Raw genomic sequence first — 18,430 nt, 5'->3', positions numbered from 1 at the left:
GGGGCACTGTACCCGTAGCGGCTGGCGAAGGCTGCGTCCGATTGCGCAACCCTGCGCGAGCGGACACACCCTCGGCACTCGGGTCAACGATTGAGCGGTGCCACAAAGCGGCTATCGGCTACCGCGCGGATGCCAGGTTCGTCCGTATCCGTGATCACAAACGTGATGGTTTGCGAACTGCTGGTCGGGCGATCTGCCAGCAATGCGACGGACACGGGTACGTCAGTCATTTCACCGGGGGCCAGCGTCAGTTCGGTTTTACCTTGCAACTGATAGCCTTCGCCGTCTTTGAGTGACACCCGATAGTGCTGCGCCTGCTGAGTCTTGTTGATGATTTTAAGGCTGTAGATGTTTTCGATCTGGCCCTGGCTGTTTTCGCGAAACAGGCCCCGGTCCTTGATCACATCCATTGAGACCATGCTGCGCTGATTCAGTGCAAAGACCAGTGCGCCGATCATCACCACCAGGACGATGGCGTAGCCGATCAGGCGTGGACGCAGCAGATGCGTCTTACCACCTTGCAATTCATGCTCGGAGGTATAGCGCACCAGCCCACGGGCATAGCCCATTTTGTCCATCACCGAATCACAGGCGTCGATACACGCCGCGCAGCCGATGCACTCCATCTGCAAGCCGTCGCGGATGTCGATGCCGGTTGGGCACACTTGCACGCACATATGGCAATCGATGCAGTCACCCAGCCCTGCCTGTTTTGGCTCAATCCCGCGTTTACGCGGCCCACGGCTTTCGCCACGCGCCACGTCATAGGAGATGGCGAGGGTGTCTTTATCAAACATCACGCTCTGGAACCGCGCATAAGGGCACATGTGCATGCACACGGCTTCGCGCAGCCACCCGGCATTAATGTATGTGGCACCGGTGAAAAACAGCACCCAGAACAAACTGACGCCAGCCATCTCCAAGGTCAGCAGCTCCGTTGCCAGGGGCCGGATCGGGGTAAAGTAGCCGACAAAAGTCAGCGCGGTCATGACACTGATGGCCATCCACAGCGCATGTTTAGCGGTGCGACGCGCAATTTTGTTCAAGCGCCACGGGGCTGCTTGCAGCTTGATTCGCTGATTTCTGTCGCCTTCTGTTATTTTTTCGCACCACATAAACAGCCAAGTCCATGTGCTTTGTGGGCACGTATAACCGCACCACACCCGCCCCGCAAACACCGTGATTGCGAACAGGCCGAAGGCTGCGATGATCAACAAGGCCGAAAGCAGGATGAAATCCTGTGGCCAGAATGTGGCACCAAAAATATGGAACTTACTTTCAGACAAGTCCCATAAAACTGCTTGGCGACCGTCCCAGTTAAGCCAGACTGTGCCGAAGAACAGCAAGAACAGAAAGCCTGCGCCGACTAATCGAAGCGTGCGGAACAGCCCGGTAAAACTGCGGGTGTGGATTAGGTTGTCGCTGGACTTGTTTTTATGTTTTGCGGCTCTAGGTCGAGAAGCCTCAAAGGATTCAAGTATCTGGACAGGTATTTGTTCGCTCATGGTCTTTCGCTCATCAGCCTCCATCAGGCCTGTGCACTATGACCAGCGAACTGTTTGCATAACAGACTCAGCTATCCGATTAAAAACCGTATCAGATGCTTTTTTGAGAGGCCTGCGACAACTTGCTGCACCCCGTGATGACCAAGGAATTGTTGGGGCTTGGCTTGTAACTTATCCAGGCATAGAAGATCCTGATCGGGATCAAGGAAATAAGCGACTCACTTGAGAATGGAGCTCCAGTTTTAAAACAAGTGTGTACGCATTCAAATAAGTTGGTTGGGAGAGGGGTTTAATGGCTGCTGGAGCGAGGTTTGAGCCAGATTCAGATGCAGGAAAGCCAGCATTAAGTCATGAGCTGCCTTTGATTGTGATTGAAGGCACGATGCCGGTGATTGGCCAGGGCCATAAGCCGGTCAAGGTGGTTACAGGACAGTTGCTCAATATCAGCAGTCGCGTTTTTTGCCTGACTAGCGGGCCCTTGGCGGTGATTGTTCGTTGGCGGCATGTGGACAGCAGTGACGGCGAAAGTCTCTACATGCACACGCTGGGAGACCGGGTCTGGAATGGGCAAATCCGTATAGAAAAACCGGGTTTGCACGTCTTTTGCATTGATGCCTGGATTGATCGATACGCAGGACTGTGCCTGGCCCTGGAAAGGGCCATGCACAGAGGCGATTCACCCGAGGGCCTGATCGAGGACGCGTTATCACAGATTTTGCAGACCCTGGAATTTTGTGACATTGAGCGCCAGCAGCCTTTGATCCAGCTTTATGAGCAACTGGCCGGTCTGGCTGGGCACGAGCAAATCGCGCTGTTGATGGATGAAAGCACCCAGGTGCAGATGCGTGACGTTCAGCAACGAACGTGCCTGGTATTAAGTCCTGAATACCCGTTGTACGTGACCAACTGAGCATCGCCGTGAGCACCCCTGGCCGGGTGCTCACGGACTCAGGCAAAGGTCTGATTCAAATCGGTGAGCCGTCCGTGGTGGCATGCAACATGTCTCTTTGGTCGATGGCGCCCGCACTCACCAGCGCTTGGGCCTCTTCTTCGGTTATGGCTATGCGCCTGCCTGCGACTAACGCTTGGGACAGGTGCGACGGGTCATCGTTAAACACTTCAATGCGACTCAGTGGCGCCTGGTGTGAGCCTTCAGCAGAGGTGAGCGTACAGGTCTGGTGCTGCGTGTCGATTTCAATGCTCATGGGCGGTTTCCTTGTGTGAGGGTCACGGCGGAGTGGGGCCGCTGCGGGCTAAATTGACCGATTTGCTTTGATCGGCGGTGTTTCGCTGGGTGGATCACCCTGAGGAACCGGGGGTTTGAGTGGCGGGTCTTCTTCGGGGACCGGTTGCGGCTCGCCGGGCGGTAAAACCGGGTCGTCGATGTTCGGGTCGGGAGTTTCGGCAGGGATAGGGATGCTCATCGCCAAGACCTCGTAGTTGTTATGAACAAGGCGCAATAAGCGCCAGGCTTCTTGAGGTTGACCTTCACACCGGCCAAAAAAATCCCGCGCCGCGACCAACGGAGTGGTGCAAATCAGTCTGAACTTTTAAACCGTCGTTGCCTCCCAACCTAGGTGACCGGTGCCACCGCCGGAATGTGCTGTGAAACGACACACGTGAGCGTCCAAGGGCGTGAGGAGTGATGCTCGATGACTGCTGATTTACCGGATTCTGATTCCACGGCTGTTTTGCCGTTGACCCATGCGCTGTTACTGCCGCGCATCGCTATTGAGAGCACATCCCCGGTGCTGGAGGGCGGTCAGTTTGCGGTCAAGGCGACCGTCGGCCAGCAGGTCAACGTCAGCAGTACCGTGTTTGTCGATGGTCACGATCAACTGGCCGTGAGGCTGCACTGGCGCAAAGCCGCTCACGACACATGGCGGACCGCGACCATGCAGTGTCTGGGCAACGACAGCTGGGCCGGGCATTTCGAGGTGCCCGAGCCTGGCCGCTATGTGTTTTGTATTGAAGCCTGGGTCGATCGCTTCGCCAGTTTTTGCCATGAGCTGGATAAAAAACATCAAGCGGGCGTGCCGATGAGTCTTGAGCTTCAACACGGGCGGGTGCTGGTGCAGCATGCGATCGAGCGCAGCACGGACGAGCTTCAGCAACAGTTGCAGGTAATGCTGCGCGAACTCTCAGGGTTGCTTGAGACCGAACAAGTGGCCTTGTTCCTTCATGAAAGCAGCGCTCAGTTGATGGCGCAGGCGCAATATCACGCCTATGTCAGCCTCAGCCCTGAGTACCCGGTAGAGGTGGAACGGCACTTGGCTGCGTTTGCCAGTTGGTACGAACTGTTTGCGTGCTCAGTCACCGATGACCCGGCCGGTCACGGCACGTTCAATGATGTGCATGCCCGCTTGCCCATGATTCACGACATGGGTTTTGACGTTGTGGTTTTGCCGGCCATTCATCGCATTGATCAGCACCACCCCGCAGGGCCGAACAATACGCTGCAAGCAGGTCCTGATGAACCGGGCAGCCCGTCTGCCAATGGCAGCGAGGAGGGCAGGCAGGCGGCGATTCACCCGCAATGGGGTACGCGGGATGATTTTCGCCGCATGGTCGCGGCCGCTGCGGCTCAGGGGCTTGAAGTTGCCTTGGACTTCGCCGTGCAATGCTCCCCAGACCACCCCTGGCTCACGCAGCACCCTGGCTGGTTCAACTGGCGCCCCGACGGCACGATCCGTGATGCCCAGAACCCGTCGCGAAAATATCCGGACAGCGTCAACGTTGATTTCTATGCTCCGCACGCGATCCCCGGGCTCTGGCTTGAATTGCGCGCAAGGGTGCTGGGCTGGGTCGATGAGGGGGTCACGCTGTTTCGGGTGGCCAACCCGCACACCCAGCCCCTGCCGTTCTGGCAGTGGTTGATTGCCGAGGTCAGAGGGCTGCATAACAACGTGATCTTTTTAGCGCAGGCGTGCACCACCCCCGCGATGATGGCGCGGCTGGGCAAGGTCGGCTATTCGCAGAGCGACACTTATTTGTGCTGGCGTCATACCAAGGCCGAGCTGTGCGAGTACTTCATCGAACTCAACCAAAGCCCGTGGCGTGAATGCTTTCGCCCGCATTTTTTCGTTAATACCCCGGATATCCATCCGCAGTGTGCTCAGGGGGCTGGCCGAGCGGGGTTCCTTATTCGCGCCGCGCTGGCAACGATGGGGTCTGGCCTGTGGGGCATGTACTCGGGGTTTGAACGGTGCGAAGCCCAAGCCTTATCGGGCAAGAACGAGTGTCCGGGCAGCGGGAAGTCCCCGACCGAGCCTTGCGACCTCAACGCGCCGGGCGACATCGTGGCTGAAATTGCCCAGCTCAACCGGATTCGTCGGCAAAACCCGGCCTTGCATAGCCACTTGGGCTTGAGGCTGTACAACGCCTGGAATGATCACCTGCTGTATTTCGGCAAACGCACTGCCGATGGCAGCAATTTTGTGTTGGTTGTGATCAATCTCGATCCGCATAACGCCCAAGAGGCGCACTTTGAATTGCCCCTGTGGGAGATGGACCTGGCCGATGACGCCCCCACCGCTGGCGAAGACCTGATGACGGGGCATCGCTGGACCTGGTACGGCAAACATCAGTGGACGCGGCTTGATCCCTCGCAGCAGCCGTTCGGTATCTGGCGCATTAAACCTCTTTAACCCGGCCTTCAATGCCGCTCCCGTGGCCACAGGCGTATGAATCAACAGGTAGTTCCAATGGCAAACAAGCGTGCATCGTCGAACCTGATCAATGACCCGCTCTGGTACAAGGATGCGGTGATTTACCAGGTGCACATCAAGTCGTTTTTCGATGCCAACAACGACGGTATTGGCGACTTTCCCGGCCTGATCAGCAAACTCGATTACATTGCCGATTTGGGTGCCAACACCGTGTGGCTATTGCCGTTTTACCCTTCGCCGCGCCGTGACGACGGTTATGACATCGCTGATTACCGCGGTGTGCACCCCGATTACGGGACCCTGGCTGACGTCAAACGCTTTATCAGTGAAGCTCATCAGCGCGGCCTGCGGGTGATCACCGAACTGGTCATCAACCACACCTCAGACCAGCACCCCTGGTTTCAGAAGGCCCGCCACGCCAAGGCAGGCTCAACAGCGCGCGACTATTACGTGTGGTCCGACAGCGATCAGAAATACGCAGGCACGCGCATCATCTTCCTTGATACCGAAACCTCGAACTGGACGTGGGACCCGGTGGCGGGGCAATACTTTTGGCACCGTTTTTACGCCCATCAGCCCGACCTGAACTTCGACAACCCGCAGGTGATAAATGAAGTGCTGTCGGTCATGCGCTACTGGCTGGACATGGGCATTGATGGCCTGCGACTGGATGCCGTTCCCTATTTGATTGAGCGCGATGGCACCAACAATGAAAATTTGCCCGAAACTCACCAGATTCTGAAACAGATCCGCGCCGAAATTGACGCGAACTACCCCGATCGCATGTTGCTCGCTGAAGCCAATCAATGGCCCGAAGACACTCGGCCATATTTTGGCGACAGCGACGGTATCAAGGGCGACGAATGTCACATGGCCTTTCACTTCCCCTTGATGCCTCGTCTGTACTTGGCGCTGGCGCAGGAAGACCGCTTGCCGATCACCGACATTTTGCGGCGAACGCCACCTATACCTGCCCATTGCCAGTGGGCGATTTTTTTGCGTAACCACGATGAGTTGACCCTGGAAATGGTCACCGACAAGGAGCGTGAGGCGCTGTGGAATTACTACGCGCCAGACCGGCGCGCGCGCATCAATCTGGGGATTCGTCGGCGTTTGGCCCCGCTGATGGAGGGCGACCGTCGGCGCATTGAGTTACTCAACAGTTTGCTGCTGTCGATGCCCGGCACGCCGACCTTGTATTACGGCGACGAAATAGGCATGGGCGACAACATTGACCTGAATGACCGCGATGGTGTGCGCACGCCCATGCAATGGTCCATCGACCTCAATGGCGGGTTCTCGCGCGCGAACCCGGCCAGCCTGGTGCTGGCGCCGATCACGGACCCGCTGTATGGCTATCAGGCCGTAAACGTTGAGGCGCAAGCCCTGGACCCGCACTCCTTGCTCAACTGGACGCGGCGCTTGTTGGCCGTGCGCAAGCAGCAAAAGGCCTTTGGCCGCGGTAGCCTGAACATGCTCTCGCCCCGCAACCGCCGGGTTCTGGCCTATGTGCGTGAATTCACCGACGCTTTAGGTAACACCCAAACCATTGTGTGTGTGGCGAACGTCTCGCGCAGTGCCCAGACCGTGGAGCTGGACTTGTCCACGTGGGCGGGCCGGGTGCCGGTCGAGATGCTGAGCACCCATCCCTTCCCGCCGATTGGGCCATTGCCTTACAGCCTGACCCTAGCCCCCTATGGCTTCTATTGGTTTTTGCTGGTCAGTGAAAACGCCATGCCCGATCACCCGCCCCAGGCGGATAGGCTGCCACAACAGGAGTGAGCGTTATCTCATAGAGGCACGTAGTGCATTGATTTAAGCGTATTCGCAGGCAACAGCTAGTCTTGCTCAGGGCTGGCAGGTGTTAGGTGGCCATGAGGCTGCACTGGCCTTGTTCAGTCTGGAAAAGGCGGCCTACGAAGTGATGTACCAAGCGGCCAACCGACCTGCCTGGTCTGGGGTTCCATTGCAGGGGCTGAGTGCATTGCTCAGCCATTTGCCAGGCATGTCCAAGCCTTTACCAAACGGAGATAAAAGATGAATGCTGGCAAGGATCTGGGTAAGGGATATGTTGCTTTATTGCCCGATCGTCAAGACATCGAGGCGCTGATTAAGGCTGAGCACCGCGATCCCTTTTCGATTTTGGGTCCTCATGCCGATGGGCAGGGTGGGCAGGTTATACGGGCGTTTTTGCCTCAGGCGTTGAGCGTCAATGTCATAGACCGGGCGTGCGGCCAGGTGCTTGGCCCGTTGTCGATCACCGAGGTCCCGGGGTTGTTTGTCGGCCAGTTTACGCAGCTGCAACCCTATGCCTTGCGCATCAACTGGGCCGCAGGCGAGCAAACCAGTGAAGACCCGTATAGTTTTGGCCCGTTACTGGGCGAAATGGATTTGTATCTGTTTGCCGAAGGCAATCACCGCGACCTGAGTACGTGCCTGGGTGCGCAAGTGATGAGTGTCGATGGGGTGCCCGGCGTGCGCTTTGCGGTCTGGGCGCCAAACGCGCGACGGGTCTCAGTGGTGGGCGATTTCAATATCTGGGACGGTCGCCGTCATCCCATGCGCCTGCGCCACCCCAGTGGGGTGTGGGAGTTGTTCATTCCGCGGCTTGAGGCCGGGGAGGCCTATAAATACGAAATTCTAGGGGCCGAGGGGATCTTGCCGCTTAAGGCCGACCCTATGGCGTTGGCCACCCAATTGCCGCCCGAAACCGCGTCGAAAGTGGCCTCGCCCCTCTCGGTCGACTGGCAAGACGCGGACTGGATGCACGCCCGGGGCGAGTTGCAGCGTCCCGACGCGCCGCTGGCGATTTATGAGCTGCACGTGGGCTCATGGCAGTGTGAAGTGGATGAAGTGGGCGAAGTCGCGCGCCAATACACCTGGCATGAGCTGGCTGAGCGCCTGATCCCGTATGTGCAGCACATGGGTTTCACCCATATCGAACTGATGCCGATCATGGAACATCCGTTTGGTGGCTCGTGGGGCTATCAACCGCTGTCGCAGTTCGCCCCGAGTGCACGCTTTGGCTCGCCCGATGACTTTGGTGCATTCGTCAACGCCTGCCATGTGGCGGGTATCGGCGTGATTCTGGATTGGGTGCCCGCGCACTTTCCCAATGACACGCATGGCTTGGCGCAATTCGACGGCACGGCGCTGTACGAATACGCCAACCCGCTGGAAGGCTTTCACAAGGACTGGAACACGCTGATCTACAACTTGGGCCGCACTGAAGTGCACGGTTTCATGCTGGCCTCAGCGCTGCATTGGCTCAAACACTTCCACATCGACGGGCTGCGGGTCGATGCCGTGGCGTCGATGTTGTATCGCGACTATTCGCGTCAGCCGGGCGAATGGATTCCTAATCGCCATGGCGGGCGTGAAAATCTGGAAGCCATCGACTTTCTGCGTCACCTCAACGACGTCGTTGCGCTTGAGGCGCCTGGTGCGTTGATGATTGCCGAAGAGTCCACTGCCTGGCCAGGTGTGAGTCAAAGCACCGAACAGGGCGGCCTGGGATTCTCGTACAAGTGGAACATGGGCTGGATGCATGACTCGCTGCACTACATTCAGCAAGACCCGGTTTACCGCGCGCATCATCACAACGAACTGAGTTTTGGCCTGGTGTATGCGTGGACCGAGCGTTTCATCCTGCCCATCTCCCACGACGAAGTGGTGCATGGCAAGCATTCGCTGATCGACAAAATGCCCGGTGACCGCTGGCAAAAGTTTGCTAATTTGCGCGCTTATCTGAGCTTCATGTGGGCGCATCCGGGTAAAAAGCTGCTGTTCATGGGCTGTGAATTCGGGCAGTGGCGCGAATGGAATCACGATCAGCAGCTGGACTGGTATTTGCTGCAATACCCCGAGCACAAAGGCGTGCAACAGTTAGTCGGCGACTTGAATCGTCTGTACCGCGACGTACCGGCCTTGCACGACCAGGATGACGTGGCTCAGGGCTTTGAGTGGTTGATTGGCGACGATGCGACCAACAGCGTCTATGCCTGGCTGCGCTGGAGCAAGGCCGGCAAGCCGCTGTTGGTGGTTGCCAACTTCACCCCGGTGCCGCGCGAGGCGTATCGCATCGGTGTGCCGTTTGCGGGCACCTGGCGCGAAGTGCTCAACAGCGATGCGGCGCTGTATGCCGGTTCCAATTATGGGAATGGCGGCGGGGTGCATACCCAAACCGATGCCAGTCACGGGCAATCGTTCAGTGTGGCCTTGAACCTGCCACCGCTGGGGGTGTTGATCCTGGAACCGCAGTAAGGCGAGCAACCCGGCGTGCGTGGCCGCACGTAACCTGCGCCCATTCGTCTTGTAGTCGTTGACGAGTTGCGCGAGGTTGCGTGCGGGCACGTAGCGGTCGCAAGGCCGTTCAATGCGGTGCCTCAGGGTTCGCACGTTGACGATTGTTGCGCAACCGGGCACCGCTTGCGCCAATGGCTACAAATGAACGTCCACCGCCAACGGCAAGTGGTCCGACAAATGTGTCCAGGGTTTGTTGCTCAGGATGGTCGGGCTATGGCTGGTGGCGTTGCGCAGGTAGATGCGGTCCAGCCGCAGCAACGGCCAGCGCGCGGGGTAGGTTTTGGCCAACTGCCCATGATGGCGCTCAAACACTTCGTGCAAGTCGTCACGTTGCGACAGGGCAGCGTTGCCTTGCAGCTTCCAGTCGTTGAAGTCCCCGGCAATGATCACCGGATCGTCGGGCGGCAATGATTTGAGCAGTTGGTTAAGCAGCACGATTTGCAACTGGCGATGGCTTTCGAGCAGGCTCAGATGGACGCAAATCGCGTGCACTTGCTCATGCCCCGGCACATCCAGCACGCAATGCAACAGCCCGCGCCGCTCGGGGCCGGTGATCGACACATCCAGGTTGCGGTACGACTTGATCGGGTATTTGGACAGCACCGCATTGCCATGATGCCCGTCGGGATACACCGCGTTGCGCCCATAGGCGAAGTCACTCCACATGCTGTCGGCCAAAAACTCGTACTGCGACACGGCGGGCCAGTGGTCATAGCGTGAGGCATGCTTTTCGTGCTCGCCCAGCACCTCCTGCAAAAACACCAGATCGGCGCCGGTGCTACGCACCGCTTCGCGCAGCTCGGGCAAGATGAAGCGTCGATTAAAAGCGGTGAACCCCTTGTGGGTATTAACCGTCAACACCTTCATCCGGTGTACAGCAGGGGTTGCGACAGGTGCAGGGGGTTCAAGGTTGTTACCGGCAATATCGAAGGTCATGGTTTCTCCTGTGCGATAGGGCGTTTATAGCGCGTCGGCCCTTGGACCCGCTTGATGGGGGTCATGTTCGGCCGCACCCAGCAGCGACTTCAGATAATCACCAAAGCCGCCCGCCGCGCGGCAGTCCAGTCGCGCGCTGGTGGTGACCTGCGGGCGGTGGCTCCAGGCGATTGAAGCCCCGCACGCCTCCAGTTGTTGCACCAAGTGCACGTCTTCATGGCAGGCCAGCGGCTGAAAACCGCCAGCACGCCGATAGGCTGTGGCACTGACGCCAAGGTTGGCGCCGTGGATATGCCGATGCCCGTCGCGGGCCTGATAGGCGGCCAGGTAGCGTGACTGAGCGCGTTCATCGATTTCAGTGCCCCAGTCATCGACGGTCACGGTGCCGCACACGGCGTCCTTGCCCAAGGCCAATTGCGCCACCAACCAGTCCTCAGCCACGCGGCTGTCGGCATCGGTGCATGAAATCCAGCGCGCGCCTTGTTCCAATAACCATTGCGCACCGGTCGCGCGGGCTACGCCGACATTGCGTGCATTGATCGACAGCACGTTGACGTCGTATTGCGCTGCGATGTCAGCCGACAGGTCGTCACAGCTGTCGAGCACCAGCAGCACGCGCACCGGCTCGCCGTTGAGCTGTGGGTGAGCGCTGGCTGACAGCACCGCATGCAGGCAGTGGGCGAGCAGGGCCTGCTCGTTGTGCGCAGGTATCAACACACCAATCATCGCAAACCCTCCCGGCAGGCGACTGAAATAGGGTCGCGGCCCCACACTTCAAGGATGAAATCGTCTTCCAGGTGTTGCACTAAACGCGGCCATTTCAAGGTGTCGTGTACCAGGGCGTGCACCTCATCGCCCGTCAGCACGCAGCCCTCGATGGGCGGGCGCCAATGGCAGGCCAGCAGATGGCCGTCGGGGGCGAGGCTGTTGATCGCCCGCTCAAGCACGTCTTTGAGTGCCTGGGCATCCAGGTAATACGCCACTTCGCTGATCACTATCAGATCGAATCGATGTTCGGGCCATTGCTCTGGCACACGGCTCTGGCGCACTTGAACGTGGGCGCAGTGGCTCAAGCGCTGGCGTGCCAGATCAACAGCTCTGGCGGCTGCGTCGCAGGCCAGTAGCGCGCCGGTGCGTTGCGCCAGCCCGGCACTTAACTCGCCGTTGGCGCAGCCTATTTCGAAAATGGCCGGGTAGTGCTGGCGGGGCAGGCTGGCCAGCGTCACGGCCCGTTTGCGCTGTTCGTACCAGCGCTCGCGAAAGGCCCACGGATCGCTGTTGTCGGCATACAACTGATCAAAAAAAGCCGTTGAGACACTCATGGCTTCTCCCTGTCCTGTACAAAAACCAGTTCAAAAGGTTGCAGCAAGCGTTCGAGCGCCAGCGGGCTGAGCACGGCTGGCGCCCCAGTGCTCGGGTCTGCGTGTAATTGGCTGGTGAAGGCCTGGGCTGCGTCACGTTTGCGCGCAACCTGCTGCTCACTGAGTTCAATACGGCGGGCGCGGTGCCACGGCACACGCGGGTCATCATCGTGCGCCCAATGCCAAGTCCAGATCGGCAGCTCATGCACGGGTGCGCCGACGTTTTTAGCCGCCAGAGCGCTGGCGCGGCCCACCGCATCGTGATCGCAATGCCCGTCCTCGCGCCAGGTGCTGAACACCACGTCGGTGGGGCGCAAGAACTGCTGAATGAAGGTGCCGAGTGCCGCCTCGCGGGCCTGCACCTGGCTGTCGGCAAATCCGCCCCTGACCCATTGCAAGCGTGGCGATGCCAACCCCAAGCGCCCCAGCGCCTGTTCAGACTCCGAGGCTCGCTGGTGCGCCAGATCGTGGGTGGGCCAGCGGCTTGAACCCGGATGGCTGGCAGTGCCGTCCGTGACGGAAATCAGCAGTATCGAGCGCCCCAGCGTATTGGCCATTTGCAGCAGACCGCCGCTGCCCAGCACTTCATCGTCCGGGTGCGGCGCCACAATCACCGCCCGCGAACCGTGGGGTAACAGGTGTGCAAGCTCAATCGACGGTAAGTTGGCCAAGCGCTCAGATTGGCGCCAGTGTGCCAACGCAGTGCCGCTGCCCACGATCAGGTTGGCTTTCATAGTGGCCAGTGCCTTGCGGGTGACTGCGCGGCCAGTTCACCCAGCGCTTGGAGGTCGCGTTCGGCATGGCTTTGACGCAGGAAAACCGGCAAGTCGGCGCTTAGGCGGGCAAACTGCGGGTTTTTACAAAAAGGCCCGGCCCCCAGCGCCCGACCGACATGGGCGATGACGTGCTCGGCGCAGGCTTCAATCTGCGCCCGCGCCTGCCGGGCCAGGAGTTGACTGTCGGCGGCCGGGTTTTGATCCAGATACGTGGCGCAGGTGTGCAGCGTGTTACGTGCCCCGAACAGCGCGGCCTGCACCGCGCCCAAATGCGCCAGCGCGTGTGGCTCTGCGCGTTTGGCACACGGCTGTTGCAGATGATGCGCCAGTGAGTACGCCGCACCCAACCAACACGCCGCGATGCCAATAGCGCCTTGCCAAAAACCGGGGCGGCGCAGGTAATCACCCGGCTGGCCGACGCGGGTGCAGGACACCTGATCAAACACAATGTCGACGCTGGCAGTGGTGGCCATGCCCACGGCGGCCCAGCCGTCATCGGTGATGCTGATGCCCGACTGTTGCATGTCCACGGCCACTAATTGTTGGCCGCCGTGCTCATCCCAAGCGGTGAGCAAACCGTGGCTGAGTACCCCTGCGCCCGAGCACCAGGCTTTACGGCCCATGAGCAGCGTTTGACCGTGAACTTCGCGCATTTGGACGCGGGCATTGGGCGGTTCGGCCGCCCACATGCCCCATGTGCTGCCCGCTGGCACGGGGCGGGCGCCCAACTCGCGCAGGGTCGCCAGCGCATCGGTGTGCCCTTCGAACAGTTTGCACAAGCCCAAATCGTGGCCCGCGACTAACGCCAAATGTTGCCAGCGTTGCAAGGTCAAGCCGCTGCCCGGCAACGGCAGTTGATCCAGTCCGGCGTGCACCATGCCCTGCAAGCACTGACCCAGCGCCTGCGGGGTGTCGAGTGGCCAGGCGTGGTCCTCAAGGAAGTCGTGCAGGTTCATGAGCCGTTGGGTTCCTTTTGATGCTCCAGTTCAAACAGCGCGAGCGAGCGGCCGTTAAGCGTGTAAGTGCTGCCAAACGCCAAGGGGGCAGGGCTTTTGAAGTCGGGGTCGAAGGTGTCGAACTTGCAGATCCAGGCGGAGCCTTCAGGCACCTGCGGCAAGATGAAATCCACCCCGTCATGGTGGGCATTGAAGGTGATCAGCAAGGTGGCGTCGGCGCCGGCGCGCTGGACCCCGGACACTTGCGCCCGGCCATCGAGCAACATGGCGAAGCTGCGGCCTTGGGCGTCCTGCCATTGTTCGATGGACATTTCGTTACCGTCGGGCGCTAGCCAGGTGACGTCTTTAACGCCCAGTTCTTCGTTGTAGTGGCCGACCAGAAAGCGCCCGCGTCGCAGGATCGGGTAGCTGTTACGCAGCTTGATCAGGCGTTTGACGAACTTGAGCAACGATTTGCCGTCGTCATCCAGGTCCCAGTTGATCCAGCCGATTTCACTGTCCTGACAATAGGCGTTGTTGTTGCCGTGCTGGGTGCGGGCAAATTCATCACCGGCCACGATCATCGGCGTGCCCTGCGCGAGCAGCAGCGTGGCGAAGAAATTGCGCATCTGGCGCAGGCGCAATGCATTGATTTCAGGGTCGTCGGTCGGGCCTTCGACGCCGTGGTTCCAGGACAGGTTGTTGTTGCTGCCGTCCTGATTGTTCTCGTCGTTGGCTTCGTTGTGCTTGTCGTTGTACGACACCAGATCGTGCAACGTGAAGCCGTCATGGGCGGTAATGAAGTTGACCGAGGTGTAAGGGCGGCGGCCGCGCTGGTTGTACAGCTCGCCCGAAGCGGTCATGCGTGCGGCAAAGTCGGCCAGCTGGCCGTCGTCGCCTTTCCAGAACCCACGCACGGTGTCACGGAAGCGATCGTTCCATTCGGCCCATCCCGGCGGGAAGCCGCCAACCTGATAGCCACCGGGGCCGCAGTCCCACGGTTCGGCAATCATCTTTACCTGGCGCAACAGCGGGTCCTGACGGCAGGCGACAAGAAAGCTGTGCCGTTCGTTAAAGCCATCGTGGTAACGCCCCAGAATGGTGGCCAGGTCGAAACGGAAGCCATCCACATGCATCTCGTGCGCCCAATAGCGCAGCGAGTCAGTGACCATTTGCAGCACGCAGGGGTGGCTCAGGTCCAAGGTATTGCCGGTGCCCGAGTCGTTGATGTAATAGCGTTTGTCATCAGGCATCAGACGGTAATACGAGGCGTTGTCGATGCCGCGCATCGACAGGGTGGGGCCTTGCTCGTTGCCTTCGGCGGTGTGGTTGTAGACCACGTCCAGAATCACCTCCAGCCCGGCCTCGTGCAGGTGTGCAACCATTTCCTTGAACTCGGCAATCTTGCCGCTGGCCAGGTAGCGCGGGTCCGGGGCGAAGAAAGCGATGCTGTTATAGCCCCAGTAGTTGGTCATGCCTTTTTGCAGCAGATGCTGATCGTTGACGAACGCATGCACCGGCAGTAACTCGACACTGGTGACGCCCAGTTTGCGAATGTGCTCGATGACTTCATCCACCATCAGCCCGGCAAACGTGCCGCGTACCGCTTGCGGCACATCAGGGTGGCGCATGCTGATGCCACGCACGTGGGTTTCATAAAAGAGGGTCTTGTCCCATGGCACGATCAGGCGATGGTCGTGCCCCCAGGTGTGCGCCGGGTCAATGACTTTGCACTTGGGCACAAAGGGCGCGCTGTCGCGTTCATCGAAGCTTAAATCGCCATCCGGGTGGCCAATGGTGTAGCCAAACAACGCCTCGGACCATTTCAGCTCGCCGACCAGTTGTTTGGCGTAGGGGTCGATCAGCAATTTGTTGTGATTGAAGCGATGGCCATTTTGCGGGTCATACGCGCCATATACCCGGTAACCGTAGATCTGCCCCGGATGTGCATCAGGCAGGTAGCCGTGATAGGTCTCGTCGGTGTACTCGGGCAGTTCGATGCGTTCAAGCTCCACCTCGCCTGCTTCATCGAACAGGCACAGTTCAACCTTGGTGGCATTGGCCGAAAAAATCGCGAAGTTAACACCTAGCCCGTCCCAAGTAGCGCCCAACGGGAAGGGCAGGCCCTCCCTGAGGCGTGAGGGTTCAACGTCCGGTGTCACGGGTGGGGCTGACTTACGCTTGGTCATGTTGACTCCTGGCTGGATCAAAGGCCTTCACAAACGGCAGGCAAAACGTGCCCGTCAGGCATTACGGGCCTGTTCAAATCGGCGTGAAACGTCGGTGCGTCAGGGTTCTGCGCACTCAGAGGCCAAGCGTCAGGAAGCGGGTGGTTTGCGTGCAGCGCGGGGTTTTTTCGCTGCCGGTTCTTTCACCGAGGCTTTGCTGCTGGCAGAGGGCGCTTTAGGTTTGGCCTTGCGCGGTTCAGCGTTGCCTGGTGCCAGCGCTTCGGCTTGGGCCAGCGTGCGCGCCATGTCCCAATGACGGGCTTGCTGGCCATCAGGTTTGCCTTCGGATTCCCAGATTTGGTAAGCGAATTCACGAATGCGTTTGTCATCATTATTCATCGCAAAGCTCCTGAACTAGGTGGTGGGTATGAGGTTGACAGGGAAAGAACCTAGTACGTCGCTGACCCGTATCGTCTTACTGTTAATGACTGCTGGCTGTGTAAAAAATCCATTTAATTTGCGCGATGTTCCGTCGAACGGTCATTTGATGCAGGTATGTACTCATATGGATGCCTATAGGGTTGATTGGCATCCACATGGATTCCTTTAGGCCCCTCGATCATCGTCTGCACTCATCGCGTTCTTGTGCCTGTAGGCGTGCGCAGGCCAGCAGTTCCAGACGTTTGGCAACCTGCGGGCGGTCAAGCAGGGCTGAGCATTCAACGGGTAAGCGGCGGCGCCAATTGGGATGAGTGCCCACGTTACCCGGCAAGTTGGCTTGCTCCACCACGCCCAGCGCATCCTCGATGGGGAGCAGCACCAGCGGTGCCCGGGTGTGCCCCAAGAACCGTGCGCTGGCGTTGAGTACCTGATCGGCGCCGCTGGCTTCCTCCTGAAAATTTTGCGGGTCCTGGCTCAACGCATGATGCAGACCGTTGCGCTCATGGGCACGGTTGTCGCGCCAATGGTCTTCGGTCTCGGCATTCACCAGACCCAATTGCGCGTTCCAGTCGATGTCGCGTTCCAGCCACCAACCATTGAGCGTGGGCAAGTCGTGGGTGCTGGTGGTGGCCAGTGCGGTGTCGGGCCATTCGAGGACCGGGCGAAAGCGCGCCCCATAATCCTGTTCAAACAGCAAAATGCGCATGCCCAGAATGGCGCGTTCGCTGAGCTTTTCACGCAGGCCATCCGGCACCGTGCCCAGGTCTTCGCCCAACACAATGGCGCGATGACGTAACGATTCGAGGGCCAGCAGGCGCAGCAAATCTTCGACCGGGTAATACAAATAAGCGCCGTCGCCGGGCGGGGCTCCCAAGGGAATCACCCACAGCCGTTGCAGGCCCATGACGTGGTCGATGCGTAAACCCCCGGCATGGGCAAAATTGGCGCGCAGCATTTCAATGAAGGCCCGAAAACCGTTGCGTTTGAGACCGTCGGGTGAAAACGCCGAAATACCCCAGCCCTGGCCCTGACGGTTAAGCAGGTCAGGTGGCGCGCCGACGGTGAGTTGCGAGAGTAATTCGTCCTGACGGCACCATGCCTGACTGCCAGCGCCGTCAGCCCCCACCGCCAGGTCCGCGATCAGGCCAATCGCCATGCCGCTGTCACGGGCCGCCTTGTGTGCCTGGGCCAGGCAGCGGGCAATGAGCCATTGGCAAAACGCGTAATAGCCAATGTCGTGGTGGTGTTCTTCGGCAAACAGTAACAGTGCAGGGCTATTGGGGTCGCGCCACTGTTCGGGCCAGTCGCGCCAGTCCTGGCTCAGTTGCTCGCTGCGCCGTTGAACTTGCACCGCTTCGAAACGGCAGTGGTTTTCAAGGGCTTCGCCCCCGGCGTCGCGAAAGGCATAGAAGTCGTCGTGCAGCGGCTGTTCAGTGCTTATGAAGTCGTCGTAGAGCCTGCGCAGCAACGTTTGGCGGGCCAGGGTTGCCGCGGGCCAGTCGATCAGCGGCAGGTGTTCAAGGCGTTGCCACTCCTCGCGTAACCCACAGTCATCAATGGCCTGTTGCACCACGCTTTCGCCCAATACGCTAGCCGGGGCTGCGTAGAGGTAATTGAGGAATAAACGGCTGGAGGGGGAGTAGGGGCTGTAACGCTCTGGATCGCAGCTGAACATGGCGTGCATGGGGCTGATCGCCAGCGCGTCGGCGCCTCGTTCCCCGGCGGCCTTGGCAAACGTTTCAAGCGCCTGCGTGTTCCCCAGCCCACCGTCGCCGGGGCGCCACAGGCTGTAAAGCTGCGTGCTCAGCCCCCAGCTGCGCGGGGTATCGCTGTGCTCGGCATCGTTGATGCTGTAGCAGCGGGCGGGCGCCACCGCGAGGGTGAAGTGCTGCTCGCCGATCTGCGCCCGGTGATAACCCACTGGCACCATGCCGGGCAGGTAGGCGTCGGCGTCCAGTTCAATGTCCAGCGAGCCGCCGGTCTCCAGATGGATCACGCACTGGCTGTGGGGTTGAAAGTAGCGGGTCAGGTCCAGGCTTCGGCCTACGTCTGCCGTCAACAAAGGCGGTAGACGTTTGTTTTGCTGTTCCAGTTGCAGGTTCAACAAACTGGTTTCGATGGCTTCGTCGCTGTCGGCCGGCAGACCCAGCCCGGCAAGCACGGCACGGAGCACGCAGGAGGACACCCGTTGCGGGTTGCCATTGGCATCCACCCAGTCCACGGCCAGCCCGGCACGGCTCGCCAGTATTTCCAGTTGCGCGTCGCTCATAGGCGTTCTCCATCAGGGGCGAGGGGTTCGCTTGGCGGCACCCGGCTGAGCAGGGCGCTCTAAGGC

14 protein-coding genes and 1 pseudogene are annotated in these 18,430 nt (G+C 59.7%); 4 read left to right on the top strand and 11 right to left on the bottom strand.

Annotated elements, in window-relative coordinates; all coding sequences use genetic code 11:
• Nucleotides 1–83: 83 nt before the first annotated feature.
• Nucleotides 84–1,505, bottom strand: a complete 1,422-nt coding sequence (gene ccoG / locus GYN01_RS12895; protein WP_048365034.1) for a cytochrome c oxidase accessory protein CcoG — start codon at nucleotides 1,503–1,505, stop codon at nucleotides 84–86.
• A gap of 367 nt (nucleotides 1,506–1,872) precedes the next feature.
• Between ccoG and GYN01_RS12890 the strand changes: the two genes are divergently transcribed.
• Entirely contained in the window at nucleotides 1,873–2,415 is a 543-nt protein-coding gene (locus GYN01_RS12890; RefSeq protein ID WP_241485745.1) for a maltotransferase domain-containing protein, read from the top strand.
• A 55-nt stretch (nucleotides 2,416–2,470) separates the two neighbouring features.
• On the opposite strand, the gene GYN01_RS12885 is transcribed toward GYN01_RS12890, so the two are convergent.
• Both GYN01_RS12885 and GYN01_RS12880 read right to left on the bottom strand, forming a co-directional pair.
• Nucleotides 2,471–2,710 (bottom strand): DUF3203 family protein, encoded by a 240-nt coding sequence (locus GYN01_RS12885; protein ID WP_048365032.1) that lies wholly within the window; start codon nucleotides 2,708–2,710, stop codon nucleotides 2,471–2,473.
• Nucleotides 2,711–2,758: 48 nt separating this feature from the next.
• Nucleotides 2,759–2,929 carry a hypothetical protein gene (locus tag GYN01_RS12880; protein ID WP_167337969.1) on the bottom strand — a complete coding sequence of 57 codons (171 nt, stop codon included), beginning with the start codon at nucleotides 2,927–2,929 and terminating at the stop codon, nucleotides 2,759–2,761.
• A gap of 228 nt (nucleotides 2,930–3,157) precedes the next feature.
• Between GYN01_RS12880 and GYN01_RS12875 the strand changes: the two genes are divergently transcribed.
• From GYN01_RS12875 to glgB, 3 genes and pseudogenes are all read left to right on the top strand, one after another.
• Complete coding sequence (locus GYN01_RS12875; RefSeq protein ID WP_203307252.1) at nucleotides 3,158–5,152, top strand: maltotransferase domain-containing protein; 1,995 nt, start codon at nucleotides 3,158–3,160, stop codon at nucleotides 5,150–5,152.
• A gap of 57 nt (nucleotides 5,153–5,209) precedes the next feature.
• Nucleotides 5,210–6,946: pseudogene (gene treS, locus GYN01_RS12870) on the top strand (maltose alpha-D-glucosyltransferase); the annotation flags it as partial.
• A gap of 264 nt (nucleotides 6,947–7,210) precedes the next feature.
• The gene (glgB, locus tag GYN01_RS12865; RefSeq protein WP_203307251.1) at nucleotides 7,211–9,436 is read left to right on the top strand and encodes a 1,4-alpha-glucan branching protein GlgB; all 2,226 of its coding nucleotides are present in this window, start codon (nucleotides 7,211–7,213) and stop codon (nucleotides 9,434–9,436) included.
• A gap of 177 nt (nucleotides 9,437–9,613) precedes the next feature.
• Here glgB and GYN01_RS12860 read toward each other — a convergent pair whose 3' ends face one another.
• The 8 genes from GYN01_RS12860 to malQ form a co-directional block, all read right to left on the bottom strand.
• Nucleotides 9,614–10,414, bottom strand: coding sequence for an endonuclease/exonuclease/phosphatase family protein (locus GYN01_RS12860; RefSeq protein WP_203307250.1), 801 nt, complete (start codon nucleotides 10,412–10,414; stop codon nucleotides 9,614–9,616).
• Between the two features lie 24 nt (nucleotides 10,415–10,438).
• On the bottom strand, nucleotides 10,439–11,140 hold the full coding sequence (locus GYN01_RS12855; protein WP_048401823.1) for a glycosyltransferase family 2 protein: 702 nt from the start codon (nucleotides 11,138–11,140) through the stop codon (nucleotides 10,439–10,441).
• The gene (locus tag GYN01_RS12850; protein ID WP_048365026.1) at nucleotides 11,137–11,736 is read right to left on the bottom strand and encodes a class I SAM-dependent DNA methyltransferase; all 600 of its coding nucleotides are present in this window, start codon (nucleotides 11,734–11,736) and stop codon (nucleotides 11,137–11,139) included. Before GYN01_RS12850 ends, GYN01_RS12855 begins: the two co-directional genes overlap by 4 nt.
• On the bottom strand, nucleotides 11,733–12,509 hold the full coding sequence (locus GYN01_RS12845; RefSeq protein ID WP_048401827.1) for a PIG-L deacetylase family protein: 777 nt from the start codon (nucleotides 12,507–12,509) through the stop codon (nucleotides 11,733–11,735). The genes GYN01_RS12850 and GYN01_RS12845 overlap by 4 nt, the downstream gene beginning before the upstream one ends.
• A complete protein-coding gene (locus tag GYN01_RS12840; protein ID WP_203307249.1) occupies nucleotides 12,506–13,507 on the bottom strand; it encodes an acyl-CoA dehydrogenase family protein in 1,002 nt (333 codons plus the stop codon). Before GYN01_RS12840 ends, GYN01_RS12845 begins: the two co-directional genes overlap by 4 nt.
• On the bottom strand, nucleotides 13,504–15,675 hold the full coding sequence (gene glgX, locus GYN01_RS12835) for a glycogen debranching protein GlgX (RefSeq protein ID WP_048365023.1): 2,172 nt from the start codon (nucleotides 15,673–15,675) through the stop codon (nucleotides 13,504–13,506). Before glgX ends, GYN01_RS12840 begins: the two co-directional genes overlap by 4 nt.
• 129 nt (nucleotides 15,676–15,804) lie before the next feature.
• Nucleotides 15,805–16,053 carry a DUF2934 domain-containing protein gene (locus GYN01_RS12830; protein ID WP_048365022.1) on the bottom strand — a complete coding sequence of 83 codons (249 nt, stop codon included), beginning with the start codon at nucleotides 16,051–16,053 and terminating at the stop codon, nucleotides 15,805–15,807.
• Between the two features lie 220 nt (nucleotides 16,054–16,273).
• Complete coding sequence (gene malQ / locus GYN01_RS12825) at nucleotides 16,274–18,364, bottom strand: 4-alpha-glucanotransferase (protein ID WP_048401833.1); 2,091 nt, start codon at nucleotides 18,362–18,364, stop codon at nucleotides 16,274–16,276.
• Nucleotides 18,365–18,430 lie beyond the last annotated feature (66 nt).

Source organism: Pseudomonas weihenstephanensis, from assembly GCF_016812185.1.
Lineage (GTDB): Bacteria > Pseudomonadota > Gammaproteobacteria > Pseudomonadales > Pseudomonadaceae > Aquipseudomonas > Aquipseudomonas weihenstephanensis.
Note: the sequence above shows the minus strand (reverse complement) of the source record. Positions and strands in the feature narration are given on the sequence as shown.